This window comes from Pseudomonas sp. 29 (assembly GCF_002754355.1).
In the GTDB taxonomy this organism is placed as follows: Bacteria; Pseudomonadota; Gammaproteobacteria; order Pseudomonadales; family Pseudomonadaceae; genus Aquipseudomonas; species Aquipseudomonas neuropathica.
The window spans coordinates 2,606,504-2,624,015 of sequence record NZ_PEEY01000001.1 but is presented as its reverse complement, the minus strand read 5'-3'; the positions used below and the strand labels follow the sequence as shown (position 1 = coordinate 2,624,015).

16 protein-coding genes are annotated in these 17,512 nt (G+C 60.3%); 5 read left to right on the top strand and 11 right to left on the bottom strand.

Annotated elements, in window-relative coordinates; all coding sequences use genetic code 11:
• The first annotated feature begins 107 nt into the window (after positions 1-107).
• Positions 108-740 (top strand): LysE family transporter, encoded by a 633-nt coding sequence (locus tag CLU80_RS12285; protein WP_095049367.1) that lies wholly within the window; start codon positions 108-110, stop codon positions 738-740.
• A 114-nt stretch (positions 741-854) separates the two neighbouring features.
• Here the strand turns inward: CLU80_RS12285 and CLU80_RS12280 are convergent, their stop codons facing one another.
• The 5 genes from CLU80_RS12280 to CLU80_RS12260 form a co-directional block, all read right to left on the bottom strand.
• A complete protein-coding gene (locus CLU80_RS12280; protein ID WP_095125000.1) occupies positions 855-1,598 on the bottom strand; it encodes a penicillin-binding protein activator LpoB in 744 nt (247 codons plus the stop codon).
• 3 nt (positions 1,599-1,601) lie between these two features.
• Positions 1,602-2,189 carry a penicillin-binding protein activator LpoB gene (gene lpoB, locus CLU80_RS12275; RefSeq protein WP_016772610.1) on the bottom strand — a complete coding sequence of 196 codons (588 nt, stop codon included), beginning with the start codon at positions 2,187-2,189 and terminating at the stop codon, positions 1,602-1,604.
• A 36-nt stretch (positions 2,190-2,225) separates the two neighbouring features.
• Entirely contained in the window at positions 2,226-2,600 is a 375-nt protein-coding gene (locus CLU80_RS12270; protein WP_007911131.1) for a YcfL family putative periplasmic lipoprotein, read from the bottom strand.
• Positions 2,601-2,615: 15 nt separating this feature from the next.
• Positions 2,616-4,010, bottom strand: coding sequence for a COG3014 family protein (locus tag CLU80_RS12265; RefSeq protein ID WP_093429735.1), 1,395 nt, complete (start codon positions 4,008-4,010; stop codon positions 2,616-2,618).
• A 207-nt stretch (positions 4,011-4,217) separates the two neighbouring features.
• Complete coding sequence (locus CLU80_RS12260) at positions 4,218-5,618, bottom strand: COG3014 family protein (protein WP_099757485.1); 1,401 nt, start codon at positions 5,616-5,618, stop codon at positions 4,218-4,220.
• A 189-nt stretch (positions 5,619-5,807) separates the two neighbouring features.
• Between CLU80_RS12260 and CLU80_RS12255 the strand changes: the two genes are divergently transcribed.
• Both CLU80_RS12255 and CLU80_RS12250 read left to right on the top strand, forming a co-directional pair.
• Positions 5,808-7,703: an FTR1 family protein gene (locus CLU80_RS12255; RefSeq protein WP_099757484.1), complete on the top strand. Its 1,896-nt coding sequence runs from the start codon at positions 5,808-5,810 to the stop codon at positions 7,701-7,703.
• A gap of 121 nt (positions 7,704-7,824) precedes the next feature.
• Complete coding sequence (locus CLU80_RS12250; RefSeq protein ID WP_093429738.1) at positions 7,825-8,280, top strand: YaiI/YqxD family protein; 456 nt, start codon at positions 7,825-7,827, stop codon at positions 8,278-8,280.
• A gap of 128 nt (positions 8,281-8,408) precedes the next feature.
• On the opposite strand, the gene elbB is transcribed toward CLU80_RS12250, so the two are convergent.
• Together elbB and CLU80_RS12240 are read right to left on the bottom strand one after the other, a co-directional pair.
• Positions 8,409-9,077 carry an isoprenoid biosynthesis glyoxalase ElbB gene (gene elbB, locus CLU80_RS12245; protein ID WP_038359087.1) on the bottom strand — a complete coding sequence of 223 codons (669 nt, stop codon included), beginning with the start codon at positions 9,075-9,077 and terminating at the stop codon, positions 8,409-8,411.
• A 290-nt stretch (positions 9,078-9,367) separates the two neighbouring features.
• Positions 9,368-10,018 (bottom strand): DedA family protein, encoded by a 651-nt coding sequence (locus CLU80_RS12240; protein WP_093429739.1) that lies wholly within the window; start codon positions 10,016-10,018, stop codon positions 9,368-9,370.
• A gap of 207 nt (positions 10,019-10,225) precedes the next feature.
• Here CLU80_RS12240 and hemB point away from each other — a divergent pair, with 207 nt between their 5' ends.
• Entirely contained in the window at positions 10,226-11,239 is a 1,014-nt protein-coding gene (hemB, locus tag CLU80_RS12235; RefSeq protein WP_099757483.1) for a porphobilinogen synthase, read from the top strand.
• An 18-nt stretch (positions 11,240-11,257) separates the two neighbouring features.
• Positions 11,258-13,483, top strand: coding sequence for a polyphosphate kinase 1 (gene ppk1, locus CLU80_RS12230; RefSeq protein ID WP_034152005.1), 2,226 nt, complete (start codon positions 11,258-11,260; stop codon positions 13,481-13,483).
• Positions 13,484-13,755: 272 nt separating this feature from the next.
• Here ppk1 and ppx read toward each other — a convergent pair whose 3' ends face one another.
• The 4 genes from ppx to CLU80_RS12210 all read right to left on the bottom strand — a co-directional run bounded on the left by ppx (position 13,756) and on the right by CLU80_RS12210 (position 17,510).
• On the bottom strand, positions 13,756-15,258 hold the full coding sequence (gene ppx / locus CLU80_RS12225; RefSeq protein ID WP_093429742.1) for an exopolyphosphatase: 1,503 nt from the start codon (positions 15,256-15,258) through the stop codon (positions 13,756-13,758).
• 206 nt (positions 15,259-15,464) lie between these two features.
• The gene (locus tag CLU80_RS12220; RefSeq protein WP_099757482.1) at positions 15,465-16,202 is read right to left on the bottom strand and encodes an amino acid ABC transporter ATP-binding protein; all 738 of its coding nucleotides are present in this window, start codon (positions 16,200-16,202) and stop codon (positions 15,465-15,467) included.
• Entirely contained in the window at positions 16,189-16,839 is a 651-nt protein-coding gene (locus tag CLU80_RS12215) for an amino acid ABC transporter permease (RefSeq protein WP_099757481.1), read from the bottom strand. Before CLU80_RS12215 ends, CLU80_RS12220 begins: the two co-directional genes overlap by 14 nt.
• Positions 16,836-17,510 carry an amino acid ABC transporter permease gene (locus CLU80_RS12210; protein ID WP_093429744.1) on the bottom strand — a complete coding sequence of 225 codons (675 nt, stop codon included), beginning with the start codon at positions 17,508-17,510 and terminating at the stop codon, positions 16,836-16,838. The genes CLU80_RS12215 and CLU80_RS12210 overlap by 4 nt, the downstream gene beginning before the upstream one ends.
• Between the last annotated feature and the right edge of the window lie 2 nt (positions 17,511-17,512).

The window sequence follows — 17,512 nt, the reverse complement described above, 5'->3', positions numbered from 1 at the left end:
AGGGGTCGCATTCCAAAGTAGGAGCTGCCGGAGGCTGCGATCTTTTGCTTTTAGGCCCAATCCGCATTAGCTTGAGCGTCTGTCACAATTCAGATGCGAGGTGTGCGATGGAGCTTCAAACATGGCTGGCATTTTTTGCCGCCTGCTGGGTGATCAGTCTGTCCCCGGGTGCTGGCGCCATTGCGTCGATGTCCAGCGGCCTGCAATACGGTTTCTGGCGCGGTTACTGGAACGCCCTCGGCCTGCAGATTGGCCTGGCGGTGCAAATCGCGATCGTCGGCGCCGGTGTTGGCGCGATCCTGACCGCCTCGGCCACCGCCTTCCACGCGATCAAGTGGTTCGGTGTGGCTTATCTTGTTTATCTGGCCATCAAGCAATGGCGCGCGCTGCCCATGGACATGAGCGACGACGCGGCGGTACGACCGATCGGCAAGCCGCTGGCGCTGGTGTTCCGCGGCTTTCTGGTGAACATCAGCAACCCCAAGGCTTTGGTGTTCATGCTCGCGGTGCTGCCGCAGTTCATCAACCCGCATGCGCCGTTGCTGATTCAGTATGTAGTAATCGGTGTAACGATGATCTTCGTCGACCTGATTGTCATGGCGGGCTACACCGGTCTGGCTTCGAAGGTGCTGCGTTTGCTACGCACCCCGCAGCAGCAGAAGCGTATGAACCGCACGTTTGCCGGACTGTTCATCGGTGCGGCGGCGTTTATGGCGACGTTGCGTAAAGCGGCGGCGTAAACCTCGCGAGCACAAAAAAGGCGACCTTTGCGGGTCGCCTTTTTTGTGGCTGGGACGCAGAGCGTCCCGGGATGCATTCCCACGTCGAGCACGGGGACGATCAGGCGCCAGTCATCAGCGCAAAATCACCGGCGCAGTATCACGCGGCAGATTGTTGCGCTGTGGTGCTTCGCGCGGCTGCTCGTAACCGCCGCCACCGAGCTGCATGCTCAGTTGCCCGGCCACGTCCTCACCCAGCGCCTTCGACACGTCACGCACCACCCGTGGGCGGTTCAGCGAGATCTTGATGTCGCGGTGGTTCACCAGTTTGGTGTCCTGCGCTTCGCCCATCGCCGTGAAGGCCGAGGTGATTTCGAAGGTCTTGGTGTTGATCAGGCTGAAATCCGCCACCAGCGTCAGGCCCAGTACCGCCGAATAGCTGTCGGTGTGCGCCAGTTCGTTGATGTCCTGAGTGAAGTCGATGTCCGACACCGTACCGAACAGCACATAGTCGGCGCCTTTGAAGTTGCCGGCCTTGATGCGCTTGATCACGTCGTAGACGTCACCCTTGGACGACGCGGTGTACGGCGTGCCCTGCACCAGCTGGAACATGCCGGTACGCAGGATTTCACCTTTGATGTCGCCGGTGAATTTACGCAGCTCGCCTTGCTCGATGTAGCTGGTGCTCGCTTCGATCTCGTTGTAGCTCGACGAGCCGCTGGAGCTGTAGTAACCCTCGCGATGATTGCTCTGGGCCGAAACGATGTGGATGTATTGCTCCACACGTTCCTGGTAAGCCAGATCCGTCACCGCGACTTTCGGGGCCGCTTGCACGCTGAACGCGCAAGCCAGGGCCATCATGCCAATCCATGCGCGCATCAATTAACGCTCCGTGGTTTTGCGGATCTCTTTTTCGTCCATCCACTCGGCTAGACCGCTTTCAACGTCGATCAGTTGCAGGCTGAATTTGTAGAAGACGTCCTTATAGTCGCTGCTGCGTTTGACGATCGAGCTGATCGAACCTTCGATGCGGTACTTGGCGGCAACCATGTTGCCAGTCTTGGCCACGGTGCTCTTCTTGTACAGGCCGCTCTGGTTTTGCAGCTTGAGCTGGTCAACCTGGCTCTGCATGGCGTTGTTGTCGCTGGCGAAGCGGGCCACGCCGGTTTTCATCAGCTGAGTCTTGATGCTGGTGGTGATTTCGCGGGTGTCGATGTATTCGCTGGTCTTGTTCTTCACGTCGTAGACCTGAACCACCGGGCGGCCCTGCAGAATGCCGGACTGGGCCAGCGAGCGGGTCATCGACTCGGCGATCATTTGCAGGTCGGTCGAACCGAATTCATTGGTCACGGTTTCAACCGCTTTGGTGTCGCCGTAGCTGATGTTCTTGCTGCCCAGGGTCGGCGAAGTGTTGGCGCAACCGGAGGCCAGCAGGGCGATAACAGCGATGCAGGAAAAGCGTGCAAACATGGGAATGCTCTCTAAAACAGAAATAGGGTGACAGGCTTACGGCGTCTTGATTTCCAGACGGAAGTCCACGGCTTTCGGGGTCGGGGCGATGCCTTGAATGAAGCTGGTCTGGGCGCCGTACATCATTTGGCTTTTCCACACTTCTTCTTCGGCAATCGGGAAACCTTCCGCGCCGAGCCAGGCGAAGCGGTAGTAGAAAATCTTGTTGCTGTTGAGGGTGTTGCTCAACTGCACGTTGACCGTCATGAAGCCGTTTTCGCGAGCGACGCGCATGGCGCCGACGACGATGTGTTTCTGCGGGCCCATGGCCACGACTTTGCTCGCGGCGCTGCCCGGCTCTGGCGGTGGCGGGGTAGCGCAGCCGCTCGCCAGCAAGGCGAGGGCGGCGACGGCGATGAGTTTGAAGCGCATGCAAAGACTCCGTTCTTAAGGTTGTTTGAGGCTGGCGACGTTGGTCGCGCTGGCGCTCGGGATGACGTGGGCGGCGAGGCCACCGGCGAACACCTGGTTGCCCACGGCGCGCAGGGTGATCACCTGATAACGCTGATCGACGGTGACCTTGACCACCGAACCGCCGACGGCGCTCGGCAGACTGACCTGATGCTCGCCTTTCTTCAAGCGCAGACGCACCACTTGAGTGTTGTCCGGCAGGGTGCGCCACGTACGGGTATCGGCACCTTCAAGCACAGCTGAAGAGATGCCGACGGCCAGACCGGCCAGTGGATTGGTTTCGTTGATCTTCTTCTGCGCCACGCCTTTGGTGATCGCCCGCACGGTGGTGCGCAGGATGATCCCCGGCATATCGTCACGCAGGGCGCGGCGGGACATGGCGGTGGTGCTGTTCAGAGCGGTCAGATCGACCTGCTGGCCATCGACACCGATCTGCGCGAACGGCGCGGTGGAGGTGTCCGGCTTGATGATCGGGAACGACAGTGGGGTGATCACCACGTTGTTGGAGATCGGCAATGGCAGCGGCACGCGGATCGAGTCGCGAGCTGGCGCCAGACCGCTTTGCACGACGATCAGAATATCGCTGTCGTCAGACTTGCTCGGCTTGTCGAGGTTGACCAGTGCCTGCTCCAGCAACGGCGTGTTCGGACGCAGTTCGGCAGCCTTGCGGTAACCCGGCGCCGCGAGGCCTTTTTCGCCCAGGGCTTCGTAGACGAAACCGGACAGGTAATGGCTGAAAGCACTCTGGTAGCTGTTCTTCAGACCGACCACTTCCGGTGCGTCGAGGCTGGCGACCGGATAACCCTGCAGGTCTTTGTACTGGGTCTTGATGCCTTCTTTCTCGGCCTCTTCTTCGCTCTTGAGGTATTCCTTGTCGCGCAGCTCGGCGATCACCGCTTCACGTTCGTGAGTCTTTTTGATCGCGGTGCGCGCGCCGTCGAAGTCGTTGACCGCCAGCAGGTTCAGGGCCATCTGCGTGGTCAGCATGACTTTTTCGTAGTCGTAGCCTTCGTAGCGACGCACCTTGTCGTTGACCAGGAAGCTGCCGAACTGGGCCAGATATTTGTCGGTGTCGAGCTTGACCGAGTCTTCCCACTTGCCCACCACCTGATCAGCGCTGGTCCAGGCGTTCTGGCTGCCGGACAGGTCGCCCTTGGCGCGCAGCAATTCACCTTTCTCGAAGTAATAGAGCAGGTCTTTGTCCGGGCCGGTGTTGTTCTTTTCCAGCAGAGTCAGCGCGGCGTCAACATTGCCGGTGGCCAGTTGCTGATTGGTCTGGGCCAGTTCGGAGTCGTAGTTGCGAAACGCCGAACAGCCGGACAGCAGAGTGACGGCGCTGAGCGCAATCAGAGTGGGAGCGCGGAATGCCATGGGGGTACTTCTTCCCTGGAGTAATACAGCCGCGAATGCTGGTCGGGCTGGTGTGACCCATCGACAGTGGCGCTGGCCTCCTGCCAATTCCTCATAACCTGAGGAGCTTTAATGCCGTTTCGCGATAGCGAGGGCGCGGCATTATAGGCGGGCAGTGGTGGCTATGTAATATCTTTTTAATTGCACTTGTTAGTTTGGTGCCATTATTTATTTCAGGTCGGATACCACACTGCCGCTCGGCGCTCCGCTGGGCTGGAACGCGCTGCCATTGGCAAACACTCGCTCACCCAAAGCACGCAGGCCGATGACCTGGCGGCTCTGGTCGATGCGGATTTTCATGGGCGCAGCACCGGGAGCGTTGGGCAGGCTGATCAGGTGCTCACCTTTTTTCAGGCGCAGGCGCACGACTTGGGTGAGGTTGGGCAAGGTGCGCCAAGTGCGCGTGTCGGCATGCTCGAAAGCATCCCAGTGGGTGACGTAGGAGGCTTTGCTCGGGTCGCGTCGATTGTCCCTGGCCTGAACATCGGCTGCCAGAAATGCCCGATAGGTTGTGCGCTGGATAATGCCCGGCATGTCGTCACGCAGGGTGCGCAAGGACATGTCGGCAATGCTGTTGACCGCAATCAGCTTTTTTTGACGACCATCGATGCTCAGTTGGTTGAATGAAGGCGTCGAGATGTCGGGCACCATTACGGGGAACGAGATATTGGCGACGATGACCTGACCGTCCGCGAGCTTCACCGGGTAGGGCACGCGCACGGAGCTGCGGGCCGGCGCTAGGCCGCTCTGCACGATGATCAGCACATCGCTTTCGTCTGCCTTCAGACCAGGGCTGTCGAGGTCGCGCAGTGCCTGTTGGAAAAACGCCATGTCCGGACGCAGTTCAATTGCCTGACGATAGCCGGGCGCTGCCAGATCTTTCTCGCCCAGCGCTTCGTAGGTGAAGCCGGCGAGATAGTGACTGAATGCACTTTGGTAGCCGTTTTTCAGCGCAATCACCGCAGGCGATTCGAGCATCACCACGGGGTAACCCTGCAGGTCCTTGTAATGCACGCGCGCGCCCTGGGCCTTGGCCGCTGCTTCGACACGCTCGTATTCCAGCTCCCGCTGTCGGGCTATAAGCGCTTCGCGCTCGTGGGTTTTCTTGATGTCGGCACGGGCGCCGTCAAAATCATTCATGGCCAGTTGGTTGAGGGCCATTTGCGTGGTCAGCATGACTTTTTCGTAGTCGTAGCCATCGTAGCGGCGCAGCTTGTCATTGATGATGCTGCCCCAGTGATCGCCCATGGCGGCGAGCAACTTGTCGCCAGTGGTTTGGATTGTGTCCTGGCGCTCGATGATCATCTGCTCGGCGCTACGCCAGGTTGTCTGGCTCTGCGCAAACTCGCCGCCCGCACTCAGTACGGCGCCCTTTTCGAAATAGTAGAGCAGGTCTTTTTCCACGGTCGGATTGTTCGCTTCGATCACGGCCAGGGCGCTGTTGATGTTGCCGGCCTTGAACGGGTCGGTGGTCTGTTGCAGTTCCAGATCGTAGTTGCGATATGCACCGCAGCCGCTCAGTTGCACAACGGCGGCGATCAACAGGGGCAAGTGCAAGCGGTGGCGCATGAAAAGGGTTCATCCTTGAGCGGGAAATGCGACAGGTCGCGCAGTATAGGGTGCAATAGTGGCTAAGTGATCTGGCGTTTTTGCTGGCCGATGGCTCGCGTCTTGTGTGGCGTTACGTCGACAAAGCTTGAGGGAAACGCGCTCGAAGTGAACAATATGTAACTTCGCATTTCCATTTGAGACTCATTCATGACTGCCTCGTCCCGTTTTCTGGCCTGGCTGGTGTTCCCGTTGTTTGCCCTGAGCAGCTTTAATCTGCTGGCCGATACCGTGGAAGGCGCGCCGCAAGCGCTGCACCTGCTCGATTACATCAGCGCCGACTACCCGCCGACGGTAGCGGCGGGCAAGGTTGTCGATGATTCCGAATACCGCGAGCAACTGGAGTTCACGCGGGCGCTGCAAGGCTTGATCGCCGGCATGCCGGCCAAGCCTGAAAAGGTTGCGCTGGAGCAGGGTGTCAGCGCTTTGCACGCGGCAATCACTGCCAGGCAGGATGGCGCCGAAGTGGCCCGACAGGCACGGCAACTGGGCGCGCAACTGGCGGTGGCATATGAGGTCAGCCAAGCGCCGATCATCACCCCTGACCCCTCCCGGGGTGCGCCGCTCTATGCGCAGAATTGCTCGGTGTGCCACGGCGACAGTGGCGCCGGTGACGGCCCGGCGGGCCTCGGCATGACCCCGGCACCGGCCAATCTGCGTGATGCGGCGCGGCTGGATCACCTGAGTCTGTACGCGATCTACAACACCCTCGGCCAAGGCGTCGAAGGCACCGACATGCCGGCGTTTGCCGATCAGCTCGATGATCGGCAGCGTTGGGATCTGGCGACCTACATCGCCGGGTTCAGCGCTGATCCGGCGGCGGCCAAAGCCGAGAAAACCTACAACATCGCCGATCTGGCGCGCCAGACACCGGCCGAAGTGCAGGCCGCCGATGGTCCGCAAGCTGCAGCGACGTTCCGTGCACAACGCGCGCAGCCGCCGCAGGTCAAGCGTGGCCCGGCGCAGTTGCTCGACTACACCGCCGCAACGCTGGACAAGAGCCTTGCCGCCTATCGCGCCGGTGAACACGATCAGGCTTACGACCTGTCGGTGGCGGCGTATCTGGAAGGCTTTGAGCTGGTCGAAAGCTCGCTGGATAACGTTGACGCCAATGTGCGCAAGGACACCGAAAAATCCCTGATGGCGTATCGGCAATCGTTGCAGGACGGTTTGTCGGTCGAGCAGGCCGAGCAGCGCCTGGACGCGGCCAAGGCGAAGTTGAAAGAGTCCGCCGGGTTGCTCGGCAGTGATGGCTTGAGCTGGTCGCTGAGCTACATCTCCGGTTTGCTGATTCTGCTGCGCGAAGGGCTGGAAGCGATTCTGGTGCTGGCAGCTATCCTCGCTTTCCTGCGCAATACCGGCCAGCAATCGGCGGTGCGCAGCGTCAACGTCGGTTGGGGCTTGGCGTTGCTGGCCGGCCTCGGCACCTGGGCGCTGGCGGCGTATGTGATCGACGTCAGCGGTTCGCAGCGTGAATTGCTCGAAGGTGCGACGGCGCTGTTCGCCAGTGTCATGGTCTTGTGGCTGGGCGTGTGGATGCATGACCGTCGCCACGCAGCGGCCTGGCAGGATTACATCAAGAGCAGCCTGGTCGGCGGTGGCGGGCGTTTCGGCTTCGCGATTCTGGCGTTCTTCTCGGTGTATCGCGAGTTGTTCGAAGTGATCCTGTTTTACGAAACCCTGTGGCTGCAAGCCGGCCCGGCCGGGCATGACGCGGTGCTCGCGGGTGGCGCCACGGCGCTGGTGCTGCTGGTCGGTCTGGCGTGGGTGATTCTGCGCGGTTCGGCGAAGCTGCCTCTGACGCTGTTCTTCAGCATCAACGCGGCGCTGCTCTGCGCATTGTCGGTGGTGTTTGCCGGGCATGGCGTGAAGGCGTTGCAGGAAGCCGGGATCTTCGGCACGCGGCCGGTGGCGTTCTTCGAGTTTGATTGGCTGGGGATTCATGCCGATGCCTATTCGCTGACGGCGCAGGCGGTGGCGATTCTGGCGATTGCTGTGTTGTATGGGCGTAGTTGGGTGGCGGAAAAGCGGCGGGTAGTCGCCTAAAAAGCATTCGCTGCGCTGACATTCGCGAGTAGGCTCGCTCTCACAGGGTTTACGCGTAACCTGTGGGAGTGACGGTGCGACGATTCGACTTGCTCGCGAATTGTTTTTGGAGATTAGAAAAATGCGTGTATGGATCGATGCCGACGCCTGCCCAAGGGCGGCGAAGGATCTGGTGGTGAAGTTCGCCCTCAAGCGCCAGTTCGAAGTAGTGCTGGTGGCCGGGCAGCCGCAGATCAAGCCGGGACTGGCCATCGTCAAACTGATCGTGGTGCCGAGCGGTCCGGATGCGGCAGACGATTATCTGGTCGAACACGCAGTGCCCGGTGAGCTGGTGATTTGCAGCGATATCCCGCTGGCCGATCGTTTGGTGAAGAAGGGCGTCGCGGCGCTCGATCCGCGCGGCAAGGAGTTCGATGCACAGAACATGGGCGAGCGGTTGGCCGTGCGTAACCTGTTCACTGATCTGCGCGAACAAGGCCAGATGAGCGGCGGACCGGCGCCGTTTGGCGATCGCGAGAAGCAGGCGTTCGCCAATGCGCTGGATCGGATCCTCACCCGACTGACGCGCCAGTCTTGAGCGGTACACAAAACCTGTGGGAGCGAGCTTGCTCGCGAAGGCGCCAGGTCAGGCAACGCTGTGTTGAATGACACACCGCTTTCGCGAGCAAGCTCGCTCCCACATTGGGATTTGTGTACTGCTGGGAATCAGGCGTCGTTTTCGTGGGTCAGCTCGAGCACGCGGTCGACCAGTTTGTTGATCCCCGACGCCGCTTCACTGATGTTCTGCGCCAGCATGTAAGCCGGGGTCGTCACCAGTTTGCGCGCCTTGTCTTCGATGATTTCCGTCACCGCACAGTCTTCGTGGGTGGCGCCCATCTTGTTCATCGCCGTGGCGGTGTCGGCGTCGTTGCCGATGGTGCAGGTTACGCCCGGGCCGTAGATCTTCGCCGCCAGTGCCGGCGAGATGCACATCAGACCGACCGGTTTGCCCGCTTCGGCAAATGCCTCGGCCAGCGCCAGTACTTCCGGCTGCACGCTGCAGCCAGCGCCTTCAACAGCGAAGTTCGACAGGTTCTTCGCCGCCCCGAAACCGCCCGGCACGATCAGCGCATCGAAGTCATCGACGTCGGCTTCGCGGATGTCTTTGATGTTGCCGCGAGCAATGCGCGCCGATTCCACCAGAACGTTGCGCGACTCGGGCATTTCTTCGCCGGTCAGGTGATTGATCACGTGCAATTGCGCGATGTTCGGTGCGAAGCACTGCACCTGCGCACCGCGTTGGTCGAGACGGAGCAGGGTGATGACGCTTTCATGGATTTCGGCGCCGTCGTATACGCCACTGCCGGACAGGATCACTGCAACTTTTTTGCTCATGGGTTTCTCTCCAGATTCATGGCGCTAAATGTCCACTAAATTGTCGCGCGTTGCCATAGGCCCAAGTGGCGGCTGCACCTGTATGGAGCGCTTTCTACATGGATCGCAACGACGGCGGGGTGTTCATTATTTGGAGTTGCCTGCGGCGTAACGAGCGGGAGATTTTTGGCGTGACAACGCCGCTGGCGAATTTGAATGCCCCAGAGTAGCGAGGATAAAAGTGATCCGTCTGACTGAAAGGGTCGGCCAGCCCGCTCAGTGCTGGCGGGCTGTAGCAAGTCGCCAGCGAGTTACTCTGCTGGCGTCTTCGGTTCGGCAGCCTTGGACGCTTCGTCTTGACTCAGCAGTGCAGCTTTCGCGGCTTGCTCGTCGGCGTAAACCTGTTTGGCCAGCCGCGCATTCTTGAAGCGGCGGCGCAGCCACAGGCCGACGCCAAGAATCAGCAGCGCCCCGAGTACCCACAACTCGTACTTCTTGATGCTGCCGAGCATGCCTTCCAGTACCGCACCGAAGTGGTAGGCGGCCGCAGCCAGCGCCGTCGCCCAGATCGCCGCACCGATGCCGTTGAGCAGCAGATAACGTCCCGGCGGATAACCCGACAAACCGATCGCTACCGGCATCACCGTGCGCAAGCCATAGACGAAGCGGAAGCTCAGCACCCAGATGTCAGGATGCTTGCGAATGTGCTCCAGCGCGCGGTCACCCATCATCTGCCAGCGCGGTTTGCGCGCCAGCAATTTGCGCCCGTGCTTGCGGCCGAGGAAGTACCACAGCTGATCGCCGGCATAGCTACCGAAGAACGCCACGACCACCACCATATTGATGTCCATGTATCCACGGAACGCGAGGAAGCCCGCGAGCACCAGAATGGTTTCGCCTTCGAAAAACGTGCCGAGGAACAAGGCAAAGTAGCCAAAGTCATGCAGAAATTGTTGGAGCATTGTCTGGGTGCTGGCGAAATGAACGCGCAGCCTAACCCTTCGGACACATTCATGAAAGTGTCCAAATGTGTCTCGACGTGAACAATTCCTACACTGAGAATGGAATGCGGCTACCTGTCACAGGTCTCACACAACTGTCATCTGTTCGTCATAATGGCCGTCTATAACTGTCACGCTCGCCCGTTTGCGCGGGCTCAGGAGTCTGCCGTGAGCTTTACCCCCGCCAATCGTCTGTTCCCTGCCACACGCCTGCGGCGTAATCGTCGTGATGATTTTTCGCGTCGGCTGGTGCGGGAAAATGTGCTGACAGTCGATGACCTGATCCTGCCGGTGTTCGTGCTCGACGGTGAAAACCGCCGCGAAGCCGTGGCCTCGATGCCCGGGGTAGAGCGGCTGACGATCGATTTGCTGCTCGAAGAAGCGGCCAACTGGGTCGAGCTGGGGATTCCGGCGCTGGCGCTGTTCCCGGTCACCCCTCCTGAGCTTAAATCCCTCGACGCCGCCGAAGCCTGGAATCCTCAAGGCATCGCCCAGCGCGCCACCCGCGCCCTGCGTGAGCGTTTCCCGGAGCTGGGGGTGATCACCGACGTCGCGCTCGATCCGTTCACCACCCACGGCCAGGACGGCATTCTCGACGAAGAAGGCTACGTACAGAACGACATTACCGTCGACGCGCTGGTTCGTCAGGCGTTGTCCCATGCTGAAGCCGGCGCGCAGGTGGTGGCGCCGTCGGACATGATGGACGGTCGCATTCAGGCGATCCGCGAAGCGCTGGAAATCGCCGGCCACGTCAACGTGCGGATCATGGCTTATTCGGCCAAGTACGCCAGCGCCTATTACGGCCCGTTCCGCGATGCGGTCGGTTCGGCGTCGAACCTAGGCAAGGCCAACAAGGCCTCGTATCAGATGGACCCGGCCAACAGCGACGAAGCGCTGCACGAAGTCGGCGCCGACTTGTCTGAAGGCGCGGACATGGTCATGGTCAAACCCGGCATGCCGTATCTGGACATTCTTTTCCGGGTAAAAGATGCCTTCAAAGTGCCGACCTTCGTCTATCAGGTTAGCGGCGAATACGCCATGCACATGGCGGCGATCCAGAATGGCTGGTTGAGCGAGGCGGTGACTCTCGAATCACTGACCGCCTTTAAACGTGCCGGCGCTGATGGCATCCTGACTTACTTTGCTGTCCGCGCCGCTCAATTGTTACGAGAGCAGAAATAGCCCTCCCAGGAACATTCAATGAATACCGAAGGACTCACGGAAGTTGCAGTAAAAGAAGCTCAACCGGTGGTCGAGCAAATCACCGAGACCCCGCCTGAGCTGGAGCCTGCGCCACCCGCGCCAGTCACCGAACCTGTCGCGGCGGCGCCAGTGATTGCGATACCGGGCCTTGATGACAGCAGCCTGTACATCCACCGTGAGCTTTCGCAACTGCAATTCAACATCCGCGTGCTGGAACAGGCGCTGGACGAGTCCTATCCGTTGCTGGAACGCCTGAAGTTCCTGCTGATCTTTTCCAGCAACCTTGACGAATTCTTTGAAATTCGCGTCGCCGGCCTGAAGAAGCAGATTACCTTCGCCCGTGAACAGGCCGGTGCTGACGGCTTGCAGCCGCATCAGGCGCTGGCGCGGATCAGCGAGCTGGTCCACGGTCACGTTGACCGCCAGTACGCGATCCTCAACGACATTCTGTTGCCGGAGCTGGAAAAGCATCAGGTGCGCTTCATCCGTCGCCGCCACTGGACGGTCAAGATCAAAACCTGGGTGCGCCGTTATTTCCGCGACGAGATCGCACCGATCATCACGCCGATCGGCCTCGACCCGACGCACCCGTTCCCGTTGCTGGTGAACAAGAGCCTGAACTTCATCGTCGAACTGGAAGGCATCGACGCCTTCGGTCGCGACTCCGGTCTGGCGATCATCCCGGCGCCGCGCCTGCTGCCACGGATCATCAAGGTGCCGGAAGAGGTCGGCGGTCCCGGCGACAACTATGTGTTCCTGTCGTCGATGATCCACGCCCATGCCGATGACCTGTTCCAGGGCATGAAGGTAAAAGGCTGCTATCAGTTCCGCCTGACCCGAAACGCTGACCTCGCGCTCGACTCCGAAGACGTCGAAGACCTGGCCCGCGCCCTGCGTGGCGAGTTGTTCTCGCGTCGTTACGGCGATGCGGTGCGTCTGGAAGTCGCTGACACCTGCCCGAAACACCTCTCGGATTACTTGCTCAAGCAGTTCAACCTGAGCGAGAGCGAGCTGTATCAGGTCAACGGCCCGGTCAACCTGACGCGTCTGTTCAGCATCACCGGTCTGGACAGTCATCCGGAGCTGCAATACACGCCGTTCACCCCGCAGATCCCGAAACTGCTGCAGAACAGCGAAAACATTTTCAGCGTGGTCAGCAAGCAGGACATCCTGCTGCTGCACCCGTTCGAGTCGTTCACCCCGGTGGTCGACCTCCTGCGTCAGGCGGCGAAAGACCCGCACGTACTCGCTGTGCGCCAGACGCTGTACCGCTCCGGCGCCAACTCCGAGATCGTCGATGCGCTGGTGGATGCCGCGCGTAACGGCAAGGAAGTGACGGCAGTCATCGAGCTGCGTGCACGGTTCGACGAAGAGTCCAACCTGCAACTGGCCAGCCGTCTACAAGCGGCCGGTGCGGTGGTGATCTACGGCGTGGTCGGCTTCAAGACCCACGCCAAGATGATGCTGATCCTGCGTCGCGAGGCCGGCGAGATCGTGCGTTACGCGCACCTCGGCACCGGTAACTACCACGCCGGCAACGCCAAGCTTTACACCGACTACAGCCTGCTGACCTCCGACGATGCCTTGTGCGAAGACGTCGGCAAACTGTTCAGCCAGTTGATCGGCATGGGTAAAACCCTGCGCATGAAGAAGCTGCTGCATGCGCCGTTCACCCTGAAGAAGGGCATGCTCGACATGATCACCCGCGAGACGCAATTTGCGCTCGACGGCAAACCGGCGCACATCATCGCCAAGTTCAACTCGCTGACCGATCCGAAGATCATCCGCGCGCTGTACAAGGCCAGCCAGTCCGGCGTGCGCATCGATCTGGTGGTGCGCGGCATGTGCTGCCTGCGTCCTGGCATCGCCGGTGTTTCGCACAACATCCATGTGCGCTCGATCATCGGCCGCTTCCTGGAACACACCCGCGTGTTCTACTTCCTCAATGGCGGCGACGAGCAGATGTTCCTCTCCAGCGCCGACTGGATGGAGCGCAACCTCGACAAGCGCGTCGAGACTTGCTTCCCGGTAGAAGGCAAGAAGCTGCTGACCCGGGTGAAGAAAGAGCTGGAGCTGTATTTGACTGACAATACCCATAGCTGGAGTTTGCAGTCGGATGGTCGTTATATTCGCAACACGCCGACCGGCAACCAGAACCCGAGGAGTGCGCAGGCGACGTTGCTGGAGCGGCTGGGTAGCCCGATCTTGCCGGTGAGCAGCTAAAGCCTTGAAGGTCAAAAGCCCCTCATCGGAACGCCGCCCGCCTAACCCTCTCCCAGAGGGAGAGGGGACTGACCGAGGTGTCTTACGCTATCACCGACCTGAGAAATCGAGTCGAACTCAGGATTTGAAAAGCCCACAAATCGGCTCCCTCTCCCTCGGGAGAGGGCTGGGGTGAGGGGAAGGCCCAACTCCAATTTCAAGCCGAACCCAATAAAAAGGCGATCCCTGCGGATCGCCTTTTTTGTACCTGTTATCCACAAATTTGCTGGGTATCAGTGAACAGTGAGCACAATCCCCACCCGCGTCAGCCAATCCGCCTCAAGCCCGAAATCCGCCTGAGTCAGCTGATTCTCATCCAGCCAATTCTCCGGAAACTCCACATCGAGGGTGTTGCCCTTGGCATGCAACACCACCTGCGGCATCGCTTGGGTGCCACGAATGTGGTGGAACAGGATTGCAAAACGCAGCAGCACACAGAGGCGAATCAGCTTGTCACCGTCGTCGCCGAAATCGGCAAACTTGTCCTTGGGAATGTTGCGGCGATGGCCGCGCACCAATAGCGCGAGCATCTGTTGGTCTTCACGGGAGAACCCGGCGAGGTCCGAGTGCTCGATCAGGTAGGCGCCGTGCTTGTGGTAGTGATAGTGAGCGATGTCGAGGCCGACTTCGTGCACTTTCGCCGCCCAGCCGAGGAGTTCGCGCCAGATGCCGTCATCCAGCTCCCAGTCCACCGCAACCTGGTCAAACGCGTGCAAGGCTTTGCGCTCAACCCGTGCGGCTTGCTCCAGATCAACGTGATAGCGCTCCATCAACGAGGTCAGGGTGCGCTCGCGCACGTCTTCATGATGATGACGGCCGAGCAGGTCGTAGAGCACGCCTTCACGCAGTGCGCCGTCGCAGTGGTCCATGCGTTGCAGTTCGAGGGCGTCGAAAATCGCTTCGAGAATCGCCAGACCCGCCGGGAAGATTGTCCGGCGATCAGGCTTGATGCCTTCGAAATCGATCTTGTCGACGTCACCGAGCTTGAACAGGCGGCGCTTGAGCCACGCCAGGCCTTCGGCATTCACTTCGCCAGTGCCGTGACCGCCGGCCTTCAGCGCCAGGCCGATGGCACGGATGGTGCCCGAGGAGCCGATGGCTTCATCCCAGGTCAGGCGATGCAGGGCGTGTTCGATGCTCATGATCTCCAGCCGCGCCGCGGTATACGCCTGGGCGTAGCGGGCCGGGGTGATCTTGCCGTCCTTGAAGTAGCGCTGAGTGAAGCTGACACAGCCCATTTGCAGGCTTTCGCGCAACAATGGCTCAAAGCGCTGGCCAATGATGAATTCGGTACTGCCGCCGCCGATATCGGCGACCAGACGTTTGCCCGGGGTGTCGGCGAGGGTGTGCGACACGCCCAGATAAATCAGACGCGCCTCTTCACGGCCGGAAATGACTTCCACCGGATGACCGAGGATTTCTTCGGCGCGGTGGATGAATTCGAGGCGGTTGCGCGCTTCACGCAAGGCGTTGGTGCCGACGATGCGCACGGCGCCCAGCGGCATACCGTTGATCAGTTGGGCGAAACGCTTGAGGCAATCGAGGCCTCGTTGCATCGATTCTTCGTTGAGATGGCGCTCATCGTCGATGCCGGCGGCGAGCTGAACCTTCTCCCCGAGGCGTTCGAGAATGCGGATCTCACCGTTCTGGGCCTTGGCCACGACCATGTGAAAGCTGTTCGAGCCCAGGTCGATTGCGGCGATCAGGGACAGATTCTTGGCTTGGGATTGCGGCATGGTCAGGGGGTCTCGGTCGATAACCCCGTCATCGTGCCACGATCAAACGCTGGCGCCAACGCGCACGGTTCAAACCGTTGATTCAGCGCAGAAAGTCTGGAGATCGCGGCGCGGCCATTCGCGAGCAAGCTTGCTCCACAGGTGAGCGCATTCCAATGTGGGAGCGAGCTTGCTCGCGAAGAGGGCATCACTGCCTCAGAAGATCTTCAGGCTGTTGCTTCAACTGTGCCAATAAAGTTCGCCAGCTCTGCCGTCTGCGGATTGGCAAACAACACCTTCGGATCCCCCACCTCATGCACCTTGCCATGGTGCATGAACACCAATTTATCCCCGACCTCGCGGGCGAAGCGCATTTCGTGGGTGACCATGATCAGCGTCATGCCTTCCTTGGCCAGTTGCCGCACCACGCTGAGCACTTCATTGACCAGTTCCGGGTCGAGCGCCGAGGTGATTTCATCGCACAACAACACTTTCGGCGACATCGCCAGCGCCCGGGCAATCGCTACCCGCTGTTGCTGGCCCCCAGACAACCGATCCGGGAAGGCATCGAATTTTTCCCCAAGGCCCACGCGTTCCAGCATTTCCCGGGCCAGCTCAGCCGCTTTGGCTTTCGGCACTTTCTGCACTACTTGCGGTGCGAGCATGACGTTTTCGCCCACGGTCAGGTGCGGGAACAGATTGAACTGCTGAAAGACCATGCCGACTTTCTGCCGCAGGCTGCGCAGATCGGCGCGGGCGGCGTCGAGGTATTCGCCGTCGACTTCGATCACGCCGTCATTGATCGACTCCAGCCCATTGAGGGTGCGCAGCAGGGTGGATTTGCCCGAGCCGCTGCGGCCGATGATCGCCACCACCTGGCCTTCCTCGACACTGAGGTCAATGCCTTTAAGCACATGGTGATCGCTGTAGTATTTATGCAGGGCGGAAATTCTAAGCAGAGGCATGCAGTCTCCTTTCCAGGTAGCGCGCACTGAGGGACAAGGGGTAGCAGAGCAGGAAGTAGCCGAGGGCGACGAGGCCGTAGACCATGAACGGTTCAAACGTGGCATTGGCGAGCATGCCGCCGGTCTTGGTCAGCTCGGTGAAACCGATGATCGAGGTCACGGCGGTGCCTTTGACCACTTGCACCGAGAAACCCACGGTCGGCGCCACAGCGATGCGCAGTGCTTGCGGCAGGATCACGTAGCGCAGCTGTTCCAGCGGATTCAGCGCCAGACTCGCCGAGGCTTCCCACTGGCCATTGGAGATCGACTCGACGCAGCCGCGCCAGATCTCCGCCAGATAAGCGCTGGTAAACAAGGTCAGGGCAATCGCTGCGGCCATCCACGGCGAGATTTCGATCCCGGCCAGCGCCACGCCGAAGAACACCAGAAACAACTGCATCAACAGCGGCGTGCCCTGAAACAGCTCGATCCAGGTGCGGGCGATGCTGCTCGGCACAGAGTTTTTCGAGATTCGCATGACCAGGATCAGCAGCCCGACGACCCCGCCACCAATGAACGCCACCAGCGACAGCGCCAGTGTCCATTGCAGGCCGGTGAGCAGGTTGCGCAGGATGTCCCAAAAGGTGAAATCGCTCATACGCGGCTCCCGCTTCGACTGATATAGCGTCGGCCAATCCAGTTCAGCAACTGGCGAATCAGCAACGCCATGCACAGGTAGATCAGCGTGGTCAGCGCATAGGTTTCAAAGGCGCGGAAGTTGCGCGACTGAATGAAGTTGGCGGCAAAGCTCAGCTCTTCGGTAGCGATCTGCGAACACACCGCTGAACCGAGCATGACGATGATGATCTGGCTGCTCAGCGCCGGCCAGACCTTGCCCAGCGCCGGCAGCAGCACCACGTGGCGGAATGCCTCGAAGCGCGTCATCGCCAATGCCGCTGCGGCTTCCAGCTGCCCGCGCGGGATTGCCTGAATGCCGGCGCGGATGATCTCGGTCGAATAGGCGCCAAGGTTGATCACCATCGCCAGCACCGCCGCTTGCCACTCGGAAATCTGCACGCCAAGCGATGGCAGGCCGAAGAAGATAAAGAACAACTGCACCAGAAACGGCGTGTTGCGGATCAACTCGACGTAGACGCCGAAGATTGCCGAGAACGGGCGGATGTTCCACGCCCGCACCAAAGCACCGACAACTCCGACACCGACCCCGAGCAACGCACCGATGGCCGTCAGCTCAAGGGTGAACAGCGCCCCGCGCAGCAACAGGTCGGTGTTTTCCACCACCGGCATGAAATCGAACTGATAAGCCATGA